The sequence below is a fragment of the Flavobacterium sp. KMS genome, assembly GCF_000813005.1.
GTDB lineage: Bacteria > Bacteroidota > Bacteroidia > Flavobacteriales > Flavobacteriaceae > Flavobacterium.
Genome location: NZ_JSYP01000004.1, coordinates 1 through 17,832 on the forward strand (window position 1 = coordinate 1; position 17,832 = coordinate 17,832).

Consider the following 17,832-nt stretch of genomic DNA (forward strand, 5'->3'; position numbering starts at 1 on the left):
GTTTATTTTTTAACAGTCTGATAACGGTATGTTTACAGGTGTTCTTTTTTCTTTATCTCTGGCTTTTTTTGGGTTTTTTACCTGTTTCCGCTGGGTTTTGCTAGGTTTCGCGCAAAGTCACTAAGGCGCAAAGTTTGTTATATTGTCGTTTACATGGAGTTTCTATTGGATTTTGTCGCCCCTAGCCCTGATAATAGCGGAAATCCTTGTCCTTTTTTCTTTAAAAAAGGCAAGATTGTAGTAGATAGCAGGAAATAGCTCCTAAAAAAAACCACTCCACATATAATGACATAAAAAAAAGTGGCTACTATATAGTAGCCACTTTTTTATAAAACTTAAATCAACCAATCCTTACATCTATTTCTTCAAAGGATAAGTATTATCAAGATATACTCTAGTTCTTTCCGGAGACGTATAATCAAATGTTTTCGTAGCCTGAATATACGCAGGCACACCTTGCGTTTCATCTATATATATTGTTGAAAGATCATCCTTTGCCGCACCATTAAAAGGATAATACCCATTACTAATAGTTTTACCATCTATAATAATATCCGGTCTTTTAGTTTCCACCTTAGTAGTATAACCATCACCATCATCATCAACATCTAAGAAATCAGGAATCCCATCTTTATCTGTATCATCTGGATTATCTCCTAGTTTCTGATTAGGATATTCAGTCGTATTACGCATATCTCTCATATACCCATCGCCATTTTTATCCTCTAAATACGATAAAATCCCATCTCCATCATGATCCAAACGCTGCAATGCATATAGTTTAAAGCTAAAAACTAAAGGAGAATAAGAAGGAATAGAACCGCTACCGCCAGCATAATACCCCAATCCTGAAGGCAAAAACATTACTCCTGCTCCAAAATCATTATATTTTATCGTACCACTAGCAGAATCACCTACTGCAGTACCAACTTTAAATTCCGGAAAGACTTCACCCCAACCTTTAATCATTTGATACAAGTCATAAAAAGTTTGTGGAAACACTACTTCTTCAAACTGAGTAGCCGTAACAACCGAAGGATCTGTAGTTGTCGCACCAGCTTTTCTAAACAAATAAGTACCATTATAAGATGACAAAACCCCATCTACATTACTTGGCGACTCACCAGTTCCTTCACGCAACACCAAATAATATAATTTATAATCTACATTATGCAAATTTACTGTCTTAACTTTTAAAGTCGGAAATGTTGGACTATTCAAATAAGACTTGATAGATTTTTGCTCATTCGGCTTTGTAATTAACTCAATTTTCACGTTTTGATCATCTGTCTGACCAGGATTATTGGTTACCGTAATAGTATTAGCTTCTAAATAATCTTCAATAACAGCAATATCTGTATTATACTGTTCTTGAAAATCTCTTAAGGGCTCTACGTCTGCAGAATCACTTTTTGAACATGAGAATATAGCCAGTGTTGCAAATGTTAAAATAAAATAATACTTAAATTTATTCATTAATGTTGATTTTTAGGTGCGCAAGATACAATATTGATTTATTTTTGTAAAGAATTTAACTCTGAATTTAGAAAATTTATGCGAATAGATAAATACTTATGGTGTGTGCGTTACTACAAGACCCGAAATATGGTCACTGAGGCATGCAAGAAGAACCATATTACAGTGAACGGCCAAGTTGCAAAACCCTCTAAAGAAGTTTTTCCGACTGACAAAATTACGTTTCGTAAAGACCAGATTACTCAAATTATAACCGTCCTTGATATTCCTGAGAATAGAGTTAGCGCAAAACTTGTCGACATATATAGAAAAAACGAAACTCCCGCTGAAGCATATGCTCATTTGGAACTATTAAAACTATCCAAAGAACATTATCGAAAAAACGGAACTGGTAGACCTACTAAAAAGGATCGTAGGGATATTGACGAATTTGGAAATGACATTTCAGATGACGAAGACGAGACCTAATAGCATCCTAACCAGATTTCATATCTTACACACTTTACATTATTTAAAAAATAACCACAATGAGCAAAAACATCATCTTAACAAATCAAGAGATTGAACATAAAATAAAACGAATTGCCTACCAGATATACGAAACCTTTGTAGATGATGAAGAAATCGTAATTGCAGGTATCGCAGCCAACGGCTTCATCTTCGCTAAAAAAGTAGCAGTAGCCCTTGAAGCCATCTCCCCTATTAAAGTATCTCTTTGTGAAGTACAGATAAATAAACAGAAACCTGAATCTCCTATAAGCACCTCCCTAACCAAAGAACAATACGCCAACAAAGGCTTAGTACTTGTAGATGATGTATTGAATTCTGGCACTACTTTAATATATGCCGTTCGTCATTTTCTAGATGTTCCTTTAAAGAAATTCAAAACTGCCGTTCTAGTCGATAGAAATCACAAGAAATATCCCGTAAAAGCAGATTTTAAAGGAATATCTCTTTCGACTTCTTTATTAGAGCACGTACAAGTTGTATTTGATGACAATAATAATGATTATGCTTTCTTAAGCTAAAATCTCAAGTATATCCGAAACCGTTTCATCAATAGTCTTCTCATCTACGCTTACCTTATACTTTGCTTGGTTGTAGTAAAAACTTCTTTCGAAAAGATGTGTAGCTATAAACTCTCTCATCTCTTCTTCATTTTTATCAGCAATAAGTGGGCGTTTACTTTTATTATGAAGTAAACGTCCGTATAATGTATCGATAGACGCTTTTAAATAAATAGAATCTACTCCTTCTTTATTCAATAATTCATGGTTATTAGCATAACACGGAGTCCCTCCTCCTAAACCTATAATCATTTCTTCGGGTGATTGAAGCAATTCTCGGAACATTTCATGCTCTAATTTTCTAAAATATATCTCTCCATTCTTATCAAAAATCTCATTTACGGTTAAATTAACCTTATTTTCGATGCATTTATCTAAATCTAGAAAAGGAATTTCTGTGGTTTTTGACAATTTTTGAGCAATTGTTGACTTGCCGCAACCCATATACCCTAATAACACTATTTTTTTCATACTAATAAAAGCTTATAAACTAAGACGTTGGAAATTTTTCTAAAAAAAAGACAAATTTATAATAAAAATGCTTGGAAACTTCAATAATAACTCCTTATATTTGCACCCGCATTCAAGGAAAGAATATGACTCGATAGCTCAGTTGGTAGAGCACATCACTTTTAATGATGGGGTCCTGGGTTCGAGCCCCAGTCGGGTCACAAAATTTGTGATTAAAAAAAATACTTTCCTTGATAGCAAGACTCGATAGCTCAGTTGGTAGAGCACATCACTTTTAATGATGGGGTCCTGGGTTCGAGCCCCAGTCGGGTCACAAATGGTCGAGTATTAACTTACTTGACCTTTTTTTTTGGCCACGTGGAGAAACGGTAGACTTGCCATCTTGAGGGGGTGGTGCTCGAAAGGGCGTGTGGGTTCAAATCCCACCGTGGTCACGATACAGTAAAGAAATTATAGACTCGATAGCTCAGTTGGTAGAGCACATCACTTTTAATGATGGGGTCCTGGGTTCGAGCCCCAGTCGGGTCACAAAAAGTCAGGTAATTATTTACTTAACTTTATTTACCACGCAGAGAGATGATAGACTAGTCATCTTGAGGAGTAATACTCAGAAAAGCGTGTGGGTGCAAACCCCACGATAGTCAGAATAAAAAAGAATGACTCGATAGCTCAGTTGGTAGAGCACATCACTTTTAATGATGGGGTCCTGGGTTCGAGCCCCAGTCGGGTCACAAAAGATTAAGTAATTATTTTACTTATTTTTTACCACGCAGAGAGATGACAGACTAATCATCTTGAGGAGTAATACTCAGAAAAGCGTGTGGGTGCAAATCCCACGATAGTCAGAATAGAAAAAGAATGACTCGATAGCTCAGTTGGTAGAGCACATCACTTTTAATGATGGGGTCCTGGGTTCGAGCCCCAGTCGGGTCACAAAAGGTCGAGTAATTAATTTACTTGACCTTTTTTTTAGCCACGTAGAGAATTATTGACTTTTCATATTGAAAAGATGATGCTAGCAAGAGCATACAGGTTTAAATCTTACCGTGGTTACAATGAAAAGCGAAATATTATTTTTTTAGTATTTCGCTTTTTCTTTATAAAGTTATATACTAAAAGTCAAAATACAATAATCCTACTATTGCCATAAAATAAACAATCCCAAAACACGTTAAACATTTTAAAACCTACTAATTTATTTTTATATGAAACGATTATTACTTATTCTATTATTTACTACTACAACTGCAAGCTGGTGTCAATCTGGAACTGATTACTTTGATCAGGCATTACGAAAAGCCGAAAGCGGTAATACCAAAGGCGCAATAGCCGATTACACTAAAGCAATTAAGCTTAGAGCCAACTTTGCCGAGGCTTACCAAAACAGAGGTGTTGCAAAACTAAAACTCAACGACACTAAAGGTGCTCTAGCCGATTTTAATAAAACAATCGAAATAGACAATATGAATGCAGATGCTTTTACTGGCAGAGCAAACGTAAACTACAAGTTAAACAACTTTAAAGCCGCTATTGAGGATTGTACTTCTGCTATTAATTTGAATCCTAAAGACTATGTCGCCTACAACCTCAGAGGTACCTTATACACACAAATTCAAGATAAAAAAAGTGCGTGCAAGGATTTCTCTAAAGCAATAGAATTAGGAAGTAAAAGCGCCATTAAAAACAAAGCTACTTTCTGTAAATAAAAAACATTAAAAAAAGCCCCAACTATTCTTCCTCATAAAGTAATAGTTGGGGCTTTTTTGTATTCTAACTTATACTTACATTTGAGAAGATATCCGTCTAATCAATTTGATTTAATCTAAAACTTATTCGATATAACACCTATGTCAATTCTCAAAAAAATAAACGCACAGGCAGAAACCGACAAAAACTCAGGTTTTGGAACCAACTCTAATAGTTACGGAGGACGCTTTGTAAATAAAAATGGAACTCCTAATGTTGAAAAAACAGGAATGCACTTATTACGTCGCATTAGTTGGTATCACACAATGATTGATATGCCTACCTGGAAATTCATGCTTGTTCTATTCTCCTTTTACATTGCCATCAATTTCATTTTTGCCATTCTTTATTTCGGTATTGGTATTGAGCATCTAGATGGAATAGTAGCTTCTCAAAGCGAATGGTCAAAATTTGGACAAGCGTATTTCTTTAGCGCTCAAACTTTCACAACCGTAGGTTACGGACATATTAGCCCCACCGGTTTTTTAACCAGTGCTTTATCTGCAGCCGAGGCTTTAATAGGATTACTAAGTTTTGCTATTGCAACTGGTTTATTCTTTGGGAGATTTAGCCGCCCAACGGCATTTCTTAAATTCTCTCACAATGCATTAATTAGTCCTTACCAAAACGACAAGGCTTTAATGATTCGTCTAGTTCCTTTTAAAAATACAAATTTCACCGATGCTGAAGCAAAAATCACTTTAGGAATGAGTATTGAAGAAAATGGTGTAATGACAAATAAGTTCTATTCATTAGACTTAGAGCTACACAAAATAAATGCACTTACATTAAGCTGGACATTAGTACATCCTATAACCGACAAAAGTCCGCTGTATAAATTCACTAAAGAAGACTTCGCCTCTATTCATGGAGAAATTCTGGTCTTCATTAAAACCTTTGATGACATGTACAGCAATACTGTTGCTGCAAGAACTTCTTACACCTTCAAAGAGGTCTTATACGGTGCGAAATTTGAACCAATGTACAACAGAAGCAAAGATGCCTCTAAAACTGTACTACATTTAGATAAGCTAAACTCTCATCAAGCTGTCAATTTTGAACAAAGCTAAAACGATAAATTCCTTGTTTTTACTATTTTTCTAGAAATTAAGCTACATTTGTTTATCAAATATTAATAAATGATAAACAATATAAAAAGTGTTTTTAGCATAAAAGACCTTGAAAATCTTTCTGGCATTAAAGCACACACCATTCGTATTTGGGAAAAGAGATACAATATCCTTGAGCCAATGCGTACTGACACCAACATTCGAACCTATGATTTAGCTAGTTTACAAAAACTATTAAACATTACGCTACTACATGAATATGGTTATAAGATTTCGAAAATAGCTACTTATCCACAAGAAAAGATTCCACAATTAGTCAGGGAAATCATTTCTAGTAAAAACGCAAAAAATCACGCCATAAGTTCTTTTAAAATGGCAATGATGAATTTTGATCAGGAATTATTCTTCAATACTTTTAATTGGCTTACCGCCGAAAAGTCTTTTAAGGAAGTTTTTCACCAAGTGTTTATTCCTTTATTGAATGAATTAGGTTTATTATGGCAATCTGAAACCATAACTCCTGCCCACGAACATTTTGTAAGTTATCTAATTAAGCAGAAACTATACATTAATACGGAGAAGCTTCAGGTTCTGAAACCAACAAAAACAGATAAAATTTTTGTTCTTTCTTTACCAATGAATGAAATTCATGAACTTGGATTAATGTACATTCAATACGAAATATTACTGCAAGGTTATAAAACTATTTATTTAGGCGAAAGTATGCCTATTGAAAACCTGAAAGAACTTAACAATCATTTTGACAATATTACTTATGTTTCTTATCTCACTATTCAGCCGGACCGCAGTATAGTTAATCAATATGTAGCCAATATGAGTTCTGAGCTTTTGAACAACTCTAATGAAATATGGCTAATTGGAAAATTGGTTGAGCACATTGAAACCGAAAATCTAGATCAAAAAGTACACATTTTTAACTCCATCGAAGAATTAGTGAGCCAGATATAATTATTTTGTTTAATTATTTTGTAGTTTTGTTAAACAAATGAAAAAAACAATCTCAATTATAGGTTCTGGCTTTTCGGCTTTATCAGCTTCATGCTATTTAGCCAAGGAAGGTCATGACGTAACTATCTACGAAAAAAATGCAACTATTGGTGGCAGAGCCAGACAATTAAAAAGTAATGGTTTTACATTCGATATGGGACCGAGCTGGTATTGGATGCCTGATGTATTCGAAAATTTCTTCAAGGATTTTGATAAAAAGACTACGGATTACTATGAGCTAATAAAACTTAATCCTGCTTATCGTGTGTATTTTGGGATTAATGAATTCATAACCATTACTGATAATCTGGAAGAAATCGCTAAAACTTTTGAAGCTATCGAAAAAGGAAGCGGAAAAAAACTTGTTGATTATATCTCTCAAGCTAAAAGCAATTATGATATTGCCATAAAAAAATTAGTATATCGTCCAGGGGTTTCTGCTTTAGAATTAATTACTCTTGAAACTACTCAAAAATTAAATCAGTTTTTTGGAACGGTAAGTAAAGATATACGCAAGAAGTTTAAAGACGAAAGGTTAATTCAGATTCTAGAATTTCCTGTTTTGTTCCTTGGTGCAAAACCATCTAAAACACCTTCTTTTTATAATTTCATGAATTATGCCGATTTCGGAATGGGAACTTGGCATCCTAAAACAGGAATGTTTGATGTTGTTCGTGGCATCGAAAGTCTAGCAAAAGAACTTGGTGTTACTTTTAAAACCAACTCTAGTATTGATAAAATCATTGTTCAAAACAATATTGCCACTTCATTAATCATAAATGATGAAATTATTACTTCAGATATAGTTTTAAGTGGTGCCGATTATCAACATACCGAAACCTTATTATCTAAAGAATATCGGGTTTACTCTGACAAATATTGGGAAAGTCGCGTTTTTGCTCCTTCCTCGCTCCTTTTTTATGTTGGGTTCGACAAAAAAATACAATCCATTTCTCATCATGCTTTATTCTTTGATGTAGATTTCGAACAACATGCAATGGATATTTATGATGAACCTAAGTGGCCTGAAGCTCCTTTGTTTTATGCAAACTTTCCATCGGTAACTGATAAAACAACTGCTCCTGAAGGAATGGAAACTGGCTTTTTCCTAATTCCTCTTGCTCCCGGAATAGAAGATACCGAAGTTCTTCGCGAAGAATATTTTGATAAGATAATTTCTCGTTTTGAAACTGTCACACAACAATCGATTAAAAATAATATTATATTTAAGAAGTCTTTTTGCAAAAATGATTTTATCGAAGATTACAATGCCTATAAAGGAAATGCCTACGGAATGGCTAATACTTTATTACAAACTGCATTTTTAAGGCCTAAATTAAAAAGTAAGAAAGTAAAAAACTTATACTTTACCGGACAATTAACTGTTCCTGGTCCTGGCGTTCCTCCTGCTTTAATTTCAGGAAAATTAGTATCTGAATTAATAAACAAATCCTTTTCATAATAAAAAACATGAAACAGTTATTTGATAATGTCTCGTTTAAATGTAGTAAGCTTGTTACTCAAAGCTACAGTACTTCTTTTTCTTTGGCTGTATATATGCTTGCCCCAAGTATAAGGGATGCAATTTATAGTATCTATGGTTTTGTACGTTTTGCCGATGAAATTGTAGATTCTTTTCATGGTTTTGATAAAAAGTATCTAATTGATGATTTTGAAAAAGAATATTATAAAGCTATAAAAGCTGGCATAAGCCTTAATCCCATTATAAACTCTTTTCAGCAAACCGTAAAACAATACAACATTACAGATGATTTAGTCCAGTCTTTTTTAAAAAGTATGAAACTAGATTTAATCAAATCCGACTATCATAATAAGGAAGAAATTGAGGATTACATCTATGGTTCTGCAGATGTTGTGGGTTTAATGTGTCTTAAAGTTTTCGTTGCCGGTAATGATTCTAAATACGAAAAGCTAAAAATGGAAGCGATGCGATTGGGTTCTGCTTTTCAAAAAGTGAATTTTTTGCGTGATTTAAAAGATGACAATCTAATCCTAAACAGAAACTATTTTCCTGGAATTGACTTAAGCTCTTTTGATGAAAATGCAAAAAACAAAATCATCAAAGAAATCGAAGATGATTTTAAAGTTGCGTATCAAGGAATTATAAAACTTCCTGTCGAAGCTAAGTTTGGGGTTTATACCGCTTATATCTATTATAAAAAACTTTTAAAGAAACTAGAGAACACTCCTTGTCATGAAATAGGCAACGAAAGAATTCGGGTTTCTAATTATTCTAAAGCTGGATTACTAGCCAAATCTTTTGTTTCTTATAAACTGAGAATGGTCTAATTTTTAATAAAAACAAAACAATGATTTTCTTTTTAATTTTTATAGGTACGTTTCTTTTTATGGAATGTGTTACTTGGTGTACTCATAAATTTATCATGCATGGCTTTATGTGGTATTTTCACTCTGATCATCACCAGCCTAAATACACTAATGTGTTTGAACGAAATGATATTTTCTTTGTGATTTTTGCAATTCCAAGTATTCTTCTTTTCTATTTTGGAACTATCGATGGCATCAATTATTTATTTTTTATCGGGTTGGGATTAACTTTTTATGGCTTTTGTTACTTTATGATTCACGATGTATTAATTCATCAACGTTTTAAATGGTTTAAAAATACCAAAAACAAATACCTTATTGGGTTAAGAAAAGCGCATAAAGTACATCATAAACATTTGAGTAAGGAACACGGCGAATGTTTCGGGATGTTGTTTGTTCCTTTTAAGTACTACAAAATATAATAAGTCACTTATGAAAGTATATAAAAAAGAATCTGTTCAACACATCAATGCAAGTCTGGAAGAATGCTGGACTTTTTTTTCTAATCCTAATAACCTACAAGTAATTACTCCTACAAACATGGGGTTTAAGGTTACTGATTATGATAATAAATTGGTTTATGCTGGACAAATCATCCAATATAAAATAGCTCCACTTTTAGGAATTAAGCTAAACTGGATGACTGAAATTACTGTAGTCAAAGATAATAGCTATTTTGTAGATGAGCAACGCTTTGGTCCTTATGCATTATGGCATCACAAACATTTTTTTGAAGCAACTGCAAATGGAACTCAAATGACAGATATTGTACATTATGCTCTTCCGTTTGGTTTTATCGGGCGTATTGTAAATGCTCTTATTGTAAAAAATGAACTAAAAACAATTTTCGAATATCGTCATAAAAAGGTCGAAGAAATTTTTAATATTAAATAATGAGCAAACAAAAAGTTACTCTATTTTGGTTTAGACGTGATTTACGTTTGGATGATAATCGTGGATTGTTTCATGTGCTTGAATCTGATTTTCCAGTTATTCCTTTATTTATTTTCGATGAGGCTATTCTGGATAGTTTACCAAAAGACGATTCCAGAGTTAGTTTTATATACGATTCTCTAGAGAAAATTAATACTGAATTAAATACTATAGGAAGTTCTCTCTTGATTAAAAAGGGGGGAACTGCTGAAATTTGGAAATCGCTTATCGAAGAATTTGATATTCAGGAGGTATTTTTCAATAAAGACTATGAACCATTTGCCATAAAAAGAGATTTATCTATCTCTGATTTATTAACCCAAAATAACATTACGACACTTTCTTATAAAGACCATGTTATATTTGAAGAAAAAGAAATCACAAAATCTGATGGTTTACCTTATACTATATATACTCCTTATAAAAATAAATGGTTAGAAAAATATAAAATTTTAGGTCAAGCCAAAGAATATAATACCGCTGATCTTTTTTCTAATTTTTATAAAAGTCAATTTCTATTCCCAACAATAAACCAGATTGGGTTTGAAAAAAGCACTATAAAAGTTCAACCACATAATTTAAAAAGCATTTCTAATTATCAAGAAACAAGAGATTTCCCTGCTTTAGATTCAACTTCTTATCTTTCGCCCCATTTACGATTTGGGACTGTTAGTATTCGGAAATTAGTAAATTGGGCTGCACATACAAATCAAGTTTTCTTGAGTGAATTAATATGGAGAGAATTTTTTATCCAGATCTTATTTAGTTTCCCGAATGTTGTTAATCATAATTTTAAATCGGCTTATGATGGGATTCAATGGTTAAATAACGAGAAAGATTTCCAGCGTTGGTGTTCTGGAACTACTGGTTACCCTATGGTCGATGCCGGAATGCGCCAACTTAATGAAACTGGATATATGCATAATCGGGTTCGGATGGTTGTTGCTAGTTTTTTATGCAAGCATTTATTAATTAGCTGGCAATGGGGTGAAGCCTATTTTGCAGAGAAATTACTTGATTACGAATTGGCATCAAATGTTGGCAATTGGCAATGGGCTGCAGGAACGGGCTGTGATGCTGCTCCGTATTTTAGAGTTTTTAACCCCGAAATTCAACTTAAGAAGTTTGATGAAAAGGGTATTTATATCCGAAAATGGATTCCTGAATTTGATTTGGGCTACAATGAACCTATGATTGAACATGCTTTTGCTAGAGATCGTGCTATTGCAACATATAAAAAAGGAATTTTGAGATAATTTTTTAGAGTTAATCTCTAAATTTTAAAGCCTCTGTCAGAGTTTGAACTTTGACAGAGGCTTTATTTTTTTGCCATTTCTAGCCCAGATGGGAACGACATCCTCTTGTGGTGGTGTTCACCACAAGAGATATAGTGTCCCGATAGCTATCGGGAAGCGGGATTAAGCTCCTAATATTTCTGATAATTATTTACTTGAATCTTAGCTTTTAAATCGAACATTAAATTATATAATCCGAAGAATGTTCTATTCATATATATAAAATGTTTCGAACCGCGATTTCCGTTCATCTTTTTGAGATTTGTATCTTTTGAGAAACGTTCGCCTAGCTTGCCTATATTATCAAAAAAGGCTTCATCGGAAAAATCGAATGTATCTCCTTGGAATGGTTTTGTGAATAATGATAACAAATCATGAAACATTCCTGTAAAATATTCTATTTCTTCTTTGGTATCATCTGTTCTAAGAATTTCTAATTCGAATAACTTTTGATTAAAAAGCTCTTTATCGGTTATAACTTCTTTGTTGATTAACTCAAAATAGGGAACATAAAAGTCATTTGGAATTTGTTTCATACATCCAAAATCTAAAGCTACCAACTGGTTTTTATCATTTACTAAGAAATTTCCAGGATGTGGATCGGCATGAACTTTACGCAAAATATGAATTTGGTACATATAAAAATCCCAAAGTGCTTGTCCTATAAGATTAGATTCTTCCTGATTGGGTTTCTTAGCTGTATATTCTGAAAGATGAATTCCAGTCATCCAATCCATTGTAATGATTTTCTCAGAAGAGAACTCTGGATAATAGTTAGGAAAAACTAGATTATCAATCTTTTTACAAGCTTCAACTACTTCTTGGCTTTGCTGTAATTCTAATAAATAGTTAGTTTCTTCAATTAATTTATCTTCTACTTCTTTAAAATATTTATCAGAATCTTTTCCTTGCAGGTTAAACATTCGTATCGCCATAGGTTTTACCAATGCTAAGTCTGACGAAATACTGTTGGCAACTCCTGGATACTGAATTTTTACGGCTAGTTTTTTTCCATCTTTTACAGCCAAATGCACCTGACCAATACTTGCTGCATTTACAGAATTAGGATTAAACTCATCAAAAATTTCGTAAGGTGTTTTACCAAAATTTGTTTTAAACGTTTTTAATACTAAAGGTGCAGATAGTGGTGGAACTGAAAATTGTGATAAAGAAAATTTTTCGACATAGGCTTGTGGCAAGAAATTCTTGTCCATGCTTAGCATTTGTGCAACTTTAAGCGCACTTCCTTTTAAGCTTTTGAGTCCGTCGTAAATATCCTCGGCATTATTCTCGTTAAGTTTATCACGAGTTACATCTGGATTTACAATTTTTTCTCCGTAGTACTTTAAATAATTTACTCCAATTTTTGCTCCAGTTTGAACAAGTTTGCTCGCCCTTTCTATTTTGGAAGTTGGGATATAGTCGATGGTTTTCATTGTTTGCTATATATTTTTTCTTTAAAAAGGAATTTACCAAAATCAAGCAAATGATTCATCGGTGCTACATTCATTAATTCGAAAGATACATTTACAGCTTTTTCGATAAAAATATCTGTTTTCTCAAATGCTGGTGATGCATCATCTATCCAAAACTTAAGCGTAAGCAATAATTGCATCCATGCTGTTTCCTGAATTGCTTTTTCCTGAAAATTCTGAAGCTTTTCTTGTTGGATTCGATGGTCATCGGTTATAATTAAACTAATATATTTTTTAAAACTATCTCGAAGTTTTGTTAGTTTCACCAAGTTTTTAATCGGGTTGGAATCCGTTTTTAACGCCTGAACAACATAACTACGATTTGCAGTTAATAATTCGAAAAATGTAAAATAAAAACCAAGCATTTTGTTTTTCATATCATACTCTTGGTACTCTGGATTTTTATCTAATAGTTCAAGTGTGTTTTCGAAAAACAGATTAAAAATTTCTTTTTCAAGTCCTTCAAATGTTCCGAAAAAAGTATAAAACTCGGCCTCTTCAAAATCATTTGATTTTGCAAAATGAAAAACTGTTTTGGGATTTTGCCCGTGTTCCAAAACGTAATCCATATACAGAGAAACAATTTTATCTTTTGTCAATATTTCTTTTTTAGTTTCCATACAACCTACTTTTTTAATTTAGCATAAAGGTAAGCAACGTTTAACTATATTTACGTAATGCTAAACAATACAAGGTGTTAAATATATTATAAACTATCATGACTAAAAACATTTTACTAACTGGTGGCTCAGGTTTTATAGGAACAAAACTTACTGCTTTATTGATTGCCAATGGGTATTCGGTTTCTATATTAACTCGTAGTGATAGAAAAGCGAGCATGGGCGTAACCTATTACAAATGGAATTTAGAGAATAATTATATAGATGAAGATGCTGTTTTAAAAGCAGACTATATTATTCATCTTGCGGGCGAAGGTATTGCTGCAAAAAAATGGACTGATAAACGAAAAAAAGAAATTTTAGATAGTAGGGAAAAACCTATTGAACTCATTTTTTCTGTTTTAAAAAACAACAATAAAACCTTAGATGCATTTATATCGGCTTCGGCAGTTGGAATTTATGGTGCCTTTACAAGTGAAATTATTTGTACCGAAGAAACTCCTGCTGCAAATGATTTTCTTGGAGAAACTTGCCAGAAATGGGAAGCTGCCACAAATTGTATGGTGTCATTAGGTATTAGAACGGTTAAAATACGAACTGGATTGGTTCTGGGTAAAAATGAAGGTTTTCTAAAAAAACTGGTTCCAATTTTTAAATATGGTTTCGGTTCTATTGTAGGCACAGGAAAGCAATATATGCCTTGGATTCATATTGATGATTTGTGCGCTATTTATTTACAGGCAATTATTAATCTTGATATGAAAGGTTCTTATAATGCTGCTGTTTGTGATGATACAACCAATGCTATTTTCTCTAAAACTATGGCTAATGTATATGGGTATTCTATCTGGTTGCCTAAAATACCAACTTTTGTAGTACGATTAATCACGGGAGAAATGGGTGAAATTATATTAACTGGACAACGTGTTTCTTCTAATAAAATAGAAAGTGCTGGTTTTAAATTTGAATATTTAAATTTAAAACCAGCACTTTTAGTGTGTTTAAAATAACTTAAATAAGTCGAAAGTTTTAAAGTCTTAAAGTCAAAAGTACCGAGATTTGTTTAAAACCATTTAAGTAATATCAGTTCATTTAAGTTTAAAACTAATGAATCACACTTATATTTACTTACATCACTTATATGGTTAAAAGAACTCGTTAACTTTTATTTCATCACTCCTACCAAACTTGTGTTTACAGTTTTGGATATTTTGTTTTCTATCATAGAAGGTATTTTAATATTAAAATCGTCTGTATTAAGCGGAAAAAACGAAGTTATTTCAATGCCTTGGGGTACTTTTTTAAGTATAGCACTTACGACTATTTCTTTTGTTTTACCGTGAATTTGAAGTTTCCCTTTAATGGTATATTCTTTTGGGGTTTCATCAATATCTTTCATGTCGAATTTTCCAATTTTGCCTTTAAAAACAGCTTTCGGATATCGATCACTTTCGATATAATTTTCATTAAAATGGGTTTCCATTAAATCCATTTTAAATCGAAAATCTTTCATCACAGCCACGCAAACAAAACTACTTGTTTCTGGCTCTATAACCACAATTACCGATTTATTGACTGCGTTTACCTCTTCGAAAAAAGGAACTGAAGCTTCAAAATTAAGAACACCAATTGCAGTTCTTATTCTATTTTGTGCTACAATAAAGTTAACGGTAAGTAATAGAATTAAAAAAGTACTTTTTTTCATAATCTTCAGCAATTAGAATTAAACATATTGCAAGATATTTTTTTGAAAAAAGCCTATTGACAAAAACAAACCAACAACAGACATGAATCAAAAAGGAACTGTTCAGGAAAGGCATTCGAGCATAAAAAATACTTAAATCCTCTTTCTTAAAGTTACGTATTTTAATTCTTTTTGGTTCTTAAAACATTCCCAAAAATTGCATAAAGAACTATTTTAATTTAACTCTAGTAAAACATTGTATTTGTTTAAAGATGCTAATGTTTCTATAGAACTATAATTGTATTCTTCTGCGTGGTTTTCTACTTCTTTTTTAACCTCAATGTGTTTCAGAGCTTTACAAAAACGTCTTACTTCTTCAAGATTTGATAATATAAGTCCTGGTACGAGAACGCTCTTTCCTTCTTTGTCTTTAGCAACCATTGTAAAATAAGAGGAGTTACAATGTTTTATTGCTCCTGTTTGTATATTTTCGGCCTCGACACGAATACCAACAATCATAGAACTTTTACCTACATAATTTACTGAGGCTTTCATGGTTACCAATTCTCCTACTTCAATAGGTTTTAAAAAATTTACTGTATCAACTGAAGCTGTTACACAATAATGTCCTGAAAACTTAGAGGCGCAAGCAAAAGCAATCTGATCTAGCAATGATAATATATATCCTCCGTGTATTTTACCACTAAAATTAGTGTGTGAAGGAAGCATTAATTCGGATATGCTTATTCTTGAACAGGCTACTGTTTTAAAGTTTGTATTTGTACTCATATTCTATATTATTTTACATTAAATGGAGAATCTTCTTTTTCTACCGCTTTTACAAAAAAACGCGTTTCTCCCCACCAAGGAAATGTTTTATATTTTTCGACATACTCCAGTTTTACATAACCTCCCTGAAGTACTTTTAAATCTTCGATAACTTTTTTATCACCATCTAAAACAGAGAAAGAGAATATTTGTGCCCCCGAAATTCCTTGACTTAGTTCTCCTTCCCAAGTTTTCATCATAACTCCTTTATGACTCAGTCTTATTAATTCGCCCGAACGGATTCCTGTACTATAAGGTACATAATAAATAAAACTAAAATACCCAATTAGAGCTATAGCTGCAATACCAATGATAATTCCCAGAAATCGTTTCATCCAAATATTTGTTTAAAATTTTAGTTTTCGTTATTATTTGCTCTTGTCAATATATTCTCTGGAAGTGACTTCTTGGCCTTTGCTCCCATTTTCTTTAACTTCTCTACACTTGTAATTAAATTTCCTCGACCATCAACTAGTTTGCTCATTGCATTTTCGTATTCCGTTTTAGAGTCATTTATTTTATTTCCAATTTTAATTAAATCTGCAATAAAACCTTCAAACTTATCGTATAATGCACCGGCTTGTCGGGCAATTTCAAAAGCATTTTCTTGTTGTTTTTGGTTTGTCCACATACTATCTATTGTTCGCAAAGTAGCTAATAGTGTAGTTGGCGTAACAATTACAATATTTTTTTCGAAAGCTTTATTATATAAGGTAGTATCTTCATTTAATGCTATCGCAAAAGCGGGCTCTATCGGAATAAAAAGCAAAACAAAATCCGGACTTTCTATTTGATATAAATCGTGGTAATTTTTGTTTCCCAGTTGCTCAACATGTCTTTTTATCGACTGGACATGTTCTTTTAAATAATCAGATTTTAAATTGTCATTTTCTTCATTAATCCATTTTTCATAAGCCGTTAAAGAAACTTTAGAGTCTACAATCATTTTTTTACCATCTGGCAAATGAATCACAACGTCGGGAAGCACACGAAGACCAATCTCATTGGTAAAACTTTGTTGCACTTCATATTCTCTTCCTTTTTCTAAACCTGATTTTTCAAGAACTCGTTCTAATACTAATTCCCCCCAATTCCCTTGCATCTTGCTATCTCCTTTTAGGGCTTTGGTTAAGTTGAGTGTTTCTTTACTCATTTGAGCATTCATCTCACTTAATCCTAATATTTGTTGACGCAATGCTGCATGATAATCAATACTCTCTTTGTGTGTATCCTCTACTTTCTTTTCAAAACCAATGATTTTATCTTGTAGTGGCAACAAGATATTTTTCATGTTCTCATTATTCTGAGCAGTAAATTTTGTCGATTTTTCTTCGAGTATTTTATTGGCTAAATTTTCAAATTCTTTTGTGAATTTTTCCTGAAGTTGTTCTACTTCATTTTTTTGTTCTTTATGACGTTCCCATAAGTTTTCGAAATCTACTTCTTTTTTAGAAAGCTGAATCGCCAGACTATCTTTTTCGGTACGGATAACTTCTTTATCAGAATTTGTTATTTGAAGTTGTTTCTCTAAGCTATTTTTTTCTGATAAAAAATGTTCTTTTTGCTGCTGAAACTGGTTTGTTAAAGCAATTAATTTTTCATTTAAACTTACTTTTTCTGATTGAAATCTAGCCGAGAAAATAAGTTTCCCTACAAAAATCCCAATGACCAAAGCAACAATAAAAATCAATAAAAAGGGAACTAGATTCGACATAAAGGATTTTTAAAAAAGTAAAAGTACACAATAATATGTAGTTCTAGAGAGGAGAAAATATTTTTTTGTCTTTAAAATGAGCATCCATTTTATACT

19 protein-coding genes and 6 tRNA genes are annotated in these 17,832 nt (G+C 32.5%); 17 read left to right on the forward strand and 8 right to left on the reverse strand.

All coding sequences use genetic code 11. The annotated features are described in order from the left end of the window. Positions 1-357: 357 nt before the first annotated feature. Positions 358-1,476 (reverse strand): hypothetical protein, encoded by a 1,119-nt coding sequence (locus OA93_RS05690; protein ID WP_039112186.1) that lies wholly within the window; start codon positions 1,474-1,476, stop codon positions 358-360. A gap of 78 nt (positions 1,477-1,554) precedes the next feature. Between OA93_RS05690 and OA93_RS05695 the strand changes: the two genes are divergently transcribed. Together OA93_RS05695 and OA93_RS05700 are read left to right on the forward strand one after the other, a co-directional pair. Further along, a complete protein-coding gene (locus tag OA93_RS05695) occupies positions 1,555-1,944 on the forward strand; it encodes a S4 domain-containing protein (RefSeq protein WP_039112187.1) in 390 nt (129 codons plus the stop codon). A 59-nt stretch (positions 1,945-2,003) separates the two neighbouring features. After that, complete coding sequence (locus OA93_RS05700) at positions 2,004-2,504, forward strand: phosphoribosyltransferase family protein (protein WP_039112188.1); 501 nt, start codon at positions 2,004-2,006, stop codon at positions 2,502-2,504. Here OA93_RS05700 and OA93_RS05705 read toward each other — a convergent pair. Next, positions 2,496-3,014 (reverse strand): shikimate kinase, encoded by a 519-nt coding sequence (locus OA93_RS05705; RefSeq protein ID WP_039112189.1) that lies wholly within the window; start codon positions 3,012-3,014, stop codon positions 2,496-2,498. The two genes, OA93_RS05700 and OA93_RS05705, sit on opposite strands and share 9 nt — an antisense overlap. 127 nt (positions 3,015-3,141) lie before the next feature. Between OA93_RS05705 and OA93_RS05710 the strand changes: the two genes are divergently transcribed. The 14 genes from OA93_RS05710 to OA93_RS05775 all read left to right on the forward strand — a co-directional run bounded on the left by OA93_RS05710 (position 3,142) and on the right by OA93_RS05775 (position 11,376). Continuing rightward, a tRNA-Lys gene (locus tag OA93_RS05710) sits at positions 3,142-3,214 on the forward strand. A gap of 40 nt (positions 3,215-3,254) precedes the next feature. After that, a tRNA-Lys gene (locus OA93_RS05715) sits at positions 3,255-3,327 on the forward strand. Positions 3,328-3,365: 38 nt separating this feature from the next. Next, a tRNA-Leu gene (locus OA93_RS05720) sits at positions 3,366-3,448 on the forward strand. Positions 3,449-3,469: 21 nt separating this feature from the next. After that, a tRNA-Lys gene (locus OA93_RS05725) sits at positions 3,470-3,542 on the forward strand. Positions 3,543-3,672: 130 nt separating this feature from the next. Next, positions 3,673-3,745: transfer RNA gene (locus OA93_RS05730), tRNA-Lys, on the forward strand. A 129-nt stretch (positions 3,746-3,874) separates the two neighbouring features. Further along, positions 3,875-3,947 (forward strand) — tRNA-Lys (locus tag OA93_RS05735). A 272-nt stretch (positions 3,948-4,219) separates the two neighbouring features. Continuing rightward, positions 4,220-4,720, forward strand: coding sequence for a tetratricopeptide repeat protein (locus tag OA93_RS05740; RefSeq protein WP_039112190.1), 501 nt, complete (start codon positions 4,220-4,222; stop codon positions 4,718-4,720). Positions 4,721-4,861: 141 nt separating this feature from the next. Further along, the gene (locus OA93_RS05745; protein ID WP_039112191.1) at positions 4,862-5,830 is read left to right on the forward strand and encodes an ion channel; all 969 of its coding nucleotides are present in this window, start codon (positions 4,862-4,864) and stop codon (positions 5,828-5,830) included. A gap of 69 nt (positions 5,831-5,899) precedes the next feature. After that, a complete protein-coding gene (locus OA93_RS05750) occupies positions 5,900-6,799 on the forward strand; it encodes a MerR family transcriptional regulator (RefSeq protein ID WP_039112192.1) in 900 nt (299 codons plus the stop codon). A gap of 37 nt (positions 6,800-6,836) precedes the next feature. Then, positions 6,837-8,300 carry a phytoene desaturase family protein gene (crtI, locus tag OA93_RS05755; protein ID WP_039112193.1) on the forward strand — a complete coding sequence of 488 codons (1,464 nt, stop codon included), beginning with the start codon at positions 6,837-6,839 and terminating at the stop codon, positions 8,298-8,300. Between the two features lie 8 nt (positions 8,301-8,308). After that, positions 8,309-9,148, forward strand: a complete 840-nt coding sequence (locus OA93_RS05760) for a phytoene/squalene synthase family protein (protein ID WP_039112194.1) — start codon at positions 8,309-8,311, stop codon at positions 9,146-9,148. Positions 9,149-9,168: 20 nt separating this feature from the next. Continuing rightward, positions 9,169-9,609, forward strand: a complete 441-nt coding sequence (locus OA93_RS05765; RefSeq protein ID WP_039112195.1) for a sterol desaturase family protein — start codon at positions 9,169-9,171, stop codon at positions 9,607-9,609. A 10-nt stretch (positions 9,610-9,619) separates the two neighbouring features. Then, complete coding sequence (locus tag OA93_RS05770; protein WP_039112196.1) at positions 9,620-10,081, forward strand: SRPBCC family protein; 462 nt, start codon at positions 9,620-9,622, stop codon at positions 10,079-10,081. Next, on the forward strand, positions 10,081-11,376 hold the full coding sequence (locus OA93_RS05775) for a deoxyribodipyrimidine photo-lyase (RefSeq protein ID WP_039112197.1): 1,296 nt from the start codon (positions 10,081-10,083) through the stop codon (positions 11,374-11,376). The genes OA93_RS05770 and OA93_RS05775 overlap by 1 nt, the downstream gene beginning before the upstream one ends. A 170-nt stretch (positions 11,377-11,546) precedes the next feature. Here the strand turns inward: OA93_RS05775 and OA93_RS05780 are convergent, their stop codons facing one another. Together OA93_RS05780 and OA93_RS05785 are read right to left on the reverse strand one after the other, a co-directional pair. Further along, the gene (locus OA93_RS05780) at positions 11,547-12,851 is read right to left on the reverse strand and encodes an AarF/ABC1/UbiB kinase family protein (protein WP_039112198.1); all 1,305 of its coding nucleotides are present in this window, start codon (positions 12,849-12,851) and stop codon (positions 11,547-11,549) included. After that, positions 12,848-13,510 carry a TetR family transcriptional regulator C-terminal domain-containing protein gene (locus tag OA93_RS05785; protein ID WP_039112199.1) on the reverse strand — a complete coding sequence of 221 codons (663 nt, stop codon included), beginning with the start codon at positions 13,508-13,510 and terminating at the stop codon, positions 12,848-12,850. Before OA93_RS05785 ends, OA93_RS05780 begins: the two co-directional genes overlap by 4 nt. A 98-nt stretch (positions 13,511-13,608) precedes the next feature. Between OA93_RS05785 and OA93_RS05790 the strand changes: the two genes are divergently transcribed. Continuing rightward, entirely contained in the window at positions 13,609-14,520 is a 912-nt protein-coding gene (locus OA93_RS05790) for a TIGR01777 family oxidoreductase (RefSeq protein WP_039112200.1), read from the forward strand. A gap of 155 nt (positions 14,521-14,675) precedes the next feature. Here OA93_RS05790 and OA93_RS05795 read toward each other — a convergent pair whose 3' ends face one another. The 4 genes from OA93_RS05795 to rmuC all read right to left on the reverse strand — a co-directional run bounded on the left by OA93_RS05795 (position 14,676) and on the right by rmuC (position 17,736). Then, complete coding sequence (locus tag OA93_RS05795) at positions 14,676-15,215, reverse strand: YceI family protein (protein WP_039112201.1); 540 nt, start codon at positions 15,213-15,215, stop codon at positions 14,676-14,678. 213 nt (positions 15,216-15,428) lie between these two features. Then, positions 15,429-15,983 carry an acyl-CoA thioesterase gene (locus OA93_RS05800; protein WP_039112202.1) on the reverse strand — a complete coding sequence of 185 codons (555 nt, stop codon included), beginning with the start codon at positions 15,981-15,983 and terminating at the stop codon, positions 15,429-15,431. Between the two features lie 8 nt (positions 15,984-15,991). Then, positions 15,992-16,357 carry a hypothetical protein gene (locus OA93_RS05805; RefSeq protein WP_039112203.1) on the reverse strand — a complete coding sequence of 122 codons (366 nt, stop codon included), beginning with the start codon at positions 16,355-16,357 and terminating at the stop codon, positions 15,992-15,994. Positions 16,358-16,377: 20 nt separating this feature from the next. Further along, positions 16,378-17,736 (reverse strand): DNA recombination protein RmuC, encoded by a 1,359-nt coding sequence (gene rmuC / locus OA93_RS05810; protein ID WP_039112204.1) that lies wholly within the window; start codon positions 17,734-17,736, stop codon positions 16,378-16,380. Between the last annotated feature and the right edge of the window lie 96 nt (positions 17,737-17,832).

Excerpts from the sequence above, each read along its gene's own strand:
- OA93_RS05705 (WP_039112189.1), bottom strand. The coding sequence starts at position 3,014 with ATGAAAAAAATAGTGTTATTAGGGTATATGGGTTGCGGCAAGTCAACA.
- OA93_RS05805 (WP_039112203.1), bottom strand. The coding sequence starts at position 16,357 with ATGAAACGATTTCTGGGAATTATCATTGGTATTGCAGCTATAGCTCTA.
- OA93_RS05790 (WP_039112200.1), top strand. The coding sequence starts at position 13,609 with ATGACTAAAAACATTTTACTAACTGGTGGCTCAGGTTTTATAGGAACA.
- OA93_RS05795 (WP_039112201.1), bottom strand. The coding sequence starts at position 15,215 with ATGAAAAAAAGTACTTTTTTAATTCTATTACTTACCGTTAACTTTATT.
- crtI (WP_039112193.1), top strand. The coding sequence starts at position 6,837 with ATGAAAAAAACAATCTCAATTATAGGTTCTGGCTTTTCGGCTTTATCA.
- OA93_RS05760 (WP_039112194.1), top strand. The coding sequence starts at position 8,309 with ATGAAACAGTTATTTGATAATGTCTCGTTTAAATGTAGTAAGCTTGTT.
- OA93_RS05785 (WP_039112199.1), bottom strand. The coding sequence starts at position 13,510 with ATGGAAACTAAAAAAGAAATATTGACAAAAGATAAAATTGTTTCTCTG.
- OA93_RS05700 (WP_039112188.1), top strand. The coding sequence starts at position 2,004 with ATGAGCAAAAACATCATCTTAACAAATCAAGAGATTGAACATAAAATA.
- OA93_RS05800 (WP_039112202.1), bottom strand. The coding sequence starts at position 15,983 with ATGAGTACAAATACAAACTTTAAAACAGTAGCCTGTTCAAGAATAAGC.
- OA93_RS05690 (WP_039112186.1), bottom strand. The coding sequence starts at position 1,476 with ATGAATAAATTTAAGTATTATTTTATTTTAACATTTGCAACACTGGCT.
- OA93_RS05775 (WP_039112197.1), top strand. The coding sequence starts at position 10,081 with ATGAGCAAACAAAAAGTTACTCTATTTTGGTTTAGACGTGATTTACGT.
- OA93_RS05745 (WP_039112191.1), top strand. The coding sequence starts at position 4,862 with ATGTCAATTCTCAAAAAAATAAACGCACAGGCAGAAACCGACAAAAAC.
- OA93_RS05695 (WP_039112187.1), top strand. The coding sequence starts at position 1,555 with ATGCGAATAGATAAATACTTATGGTGTGTGCGTTACTACAAGACCCGA.
- OA93_RS05780 (WP_039112198.1), bottom strand. The coding sequence starts at position 12,851 with ATGAAAACCATCGACTATATCCCAACTTCCAAAATAGAAAGGGCGAGC.
- rmuC (WP_039112204.1), bottom strand. The coding sequence starts at position 17,736 with ATGTCGAATCTAGTTCCCTTTTTATTGATTTTTATTGTTGCTTTGGTC.
- OA93_RS05750 (WP_039112192.1), top strand. The coding sequence starts at position 5,900 with ATGATAAACAATATAAAAAGTGTTTTTAGCATAAAAGACCTTGAAAAT.
- OA93_RS05765 (WP_039112195.1), top strand. The coding sequence starts at position 9,169 with ATGATTTTCTTTTTAATTTTTATAGGTACGTTTCTTTTTATGGAATGT.
- OA93_RS05740 (WP_039112190.1), top strand. The coding sequence starts at position 4,220 with ATGAAACGATTATTACTTATTCTATTATTTACTACTACAACTGCAAGC.
- OA93_RS05770 (WP_039112196.1), top strand. The coding sequence starts at position 9,620 with ATGAAAGTATATAAAAAAGAATCTGTTCAACACATCAATGCAAGTCTG.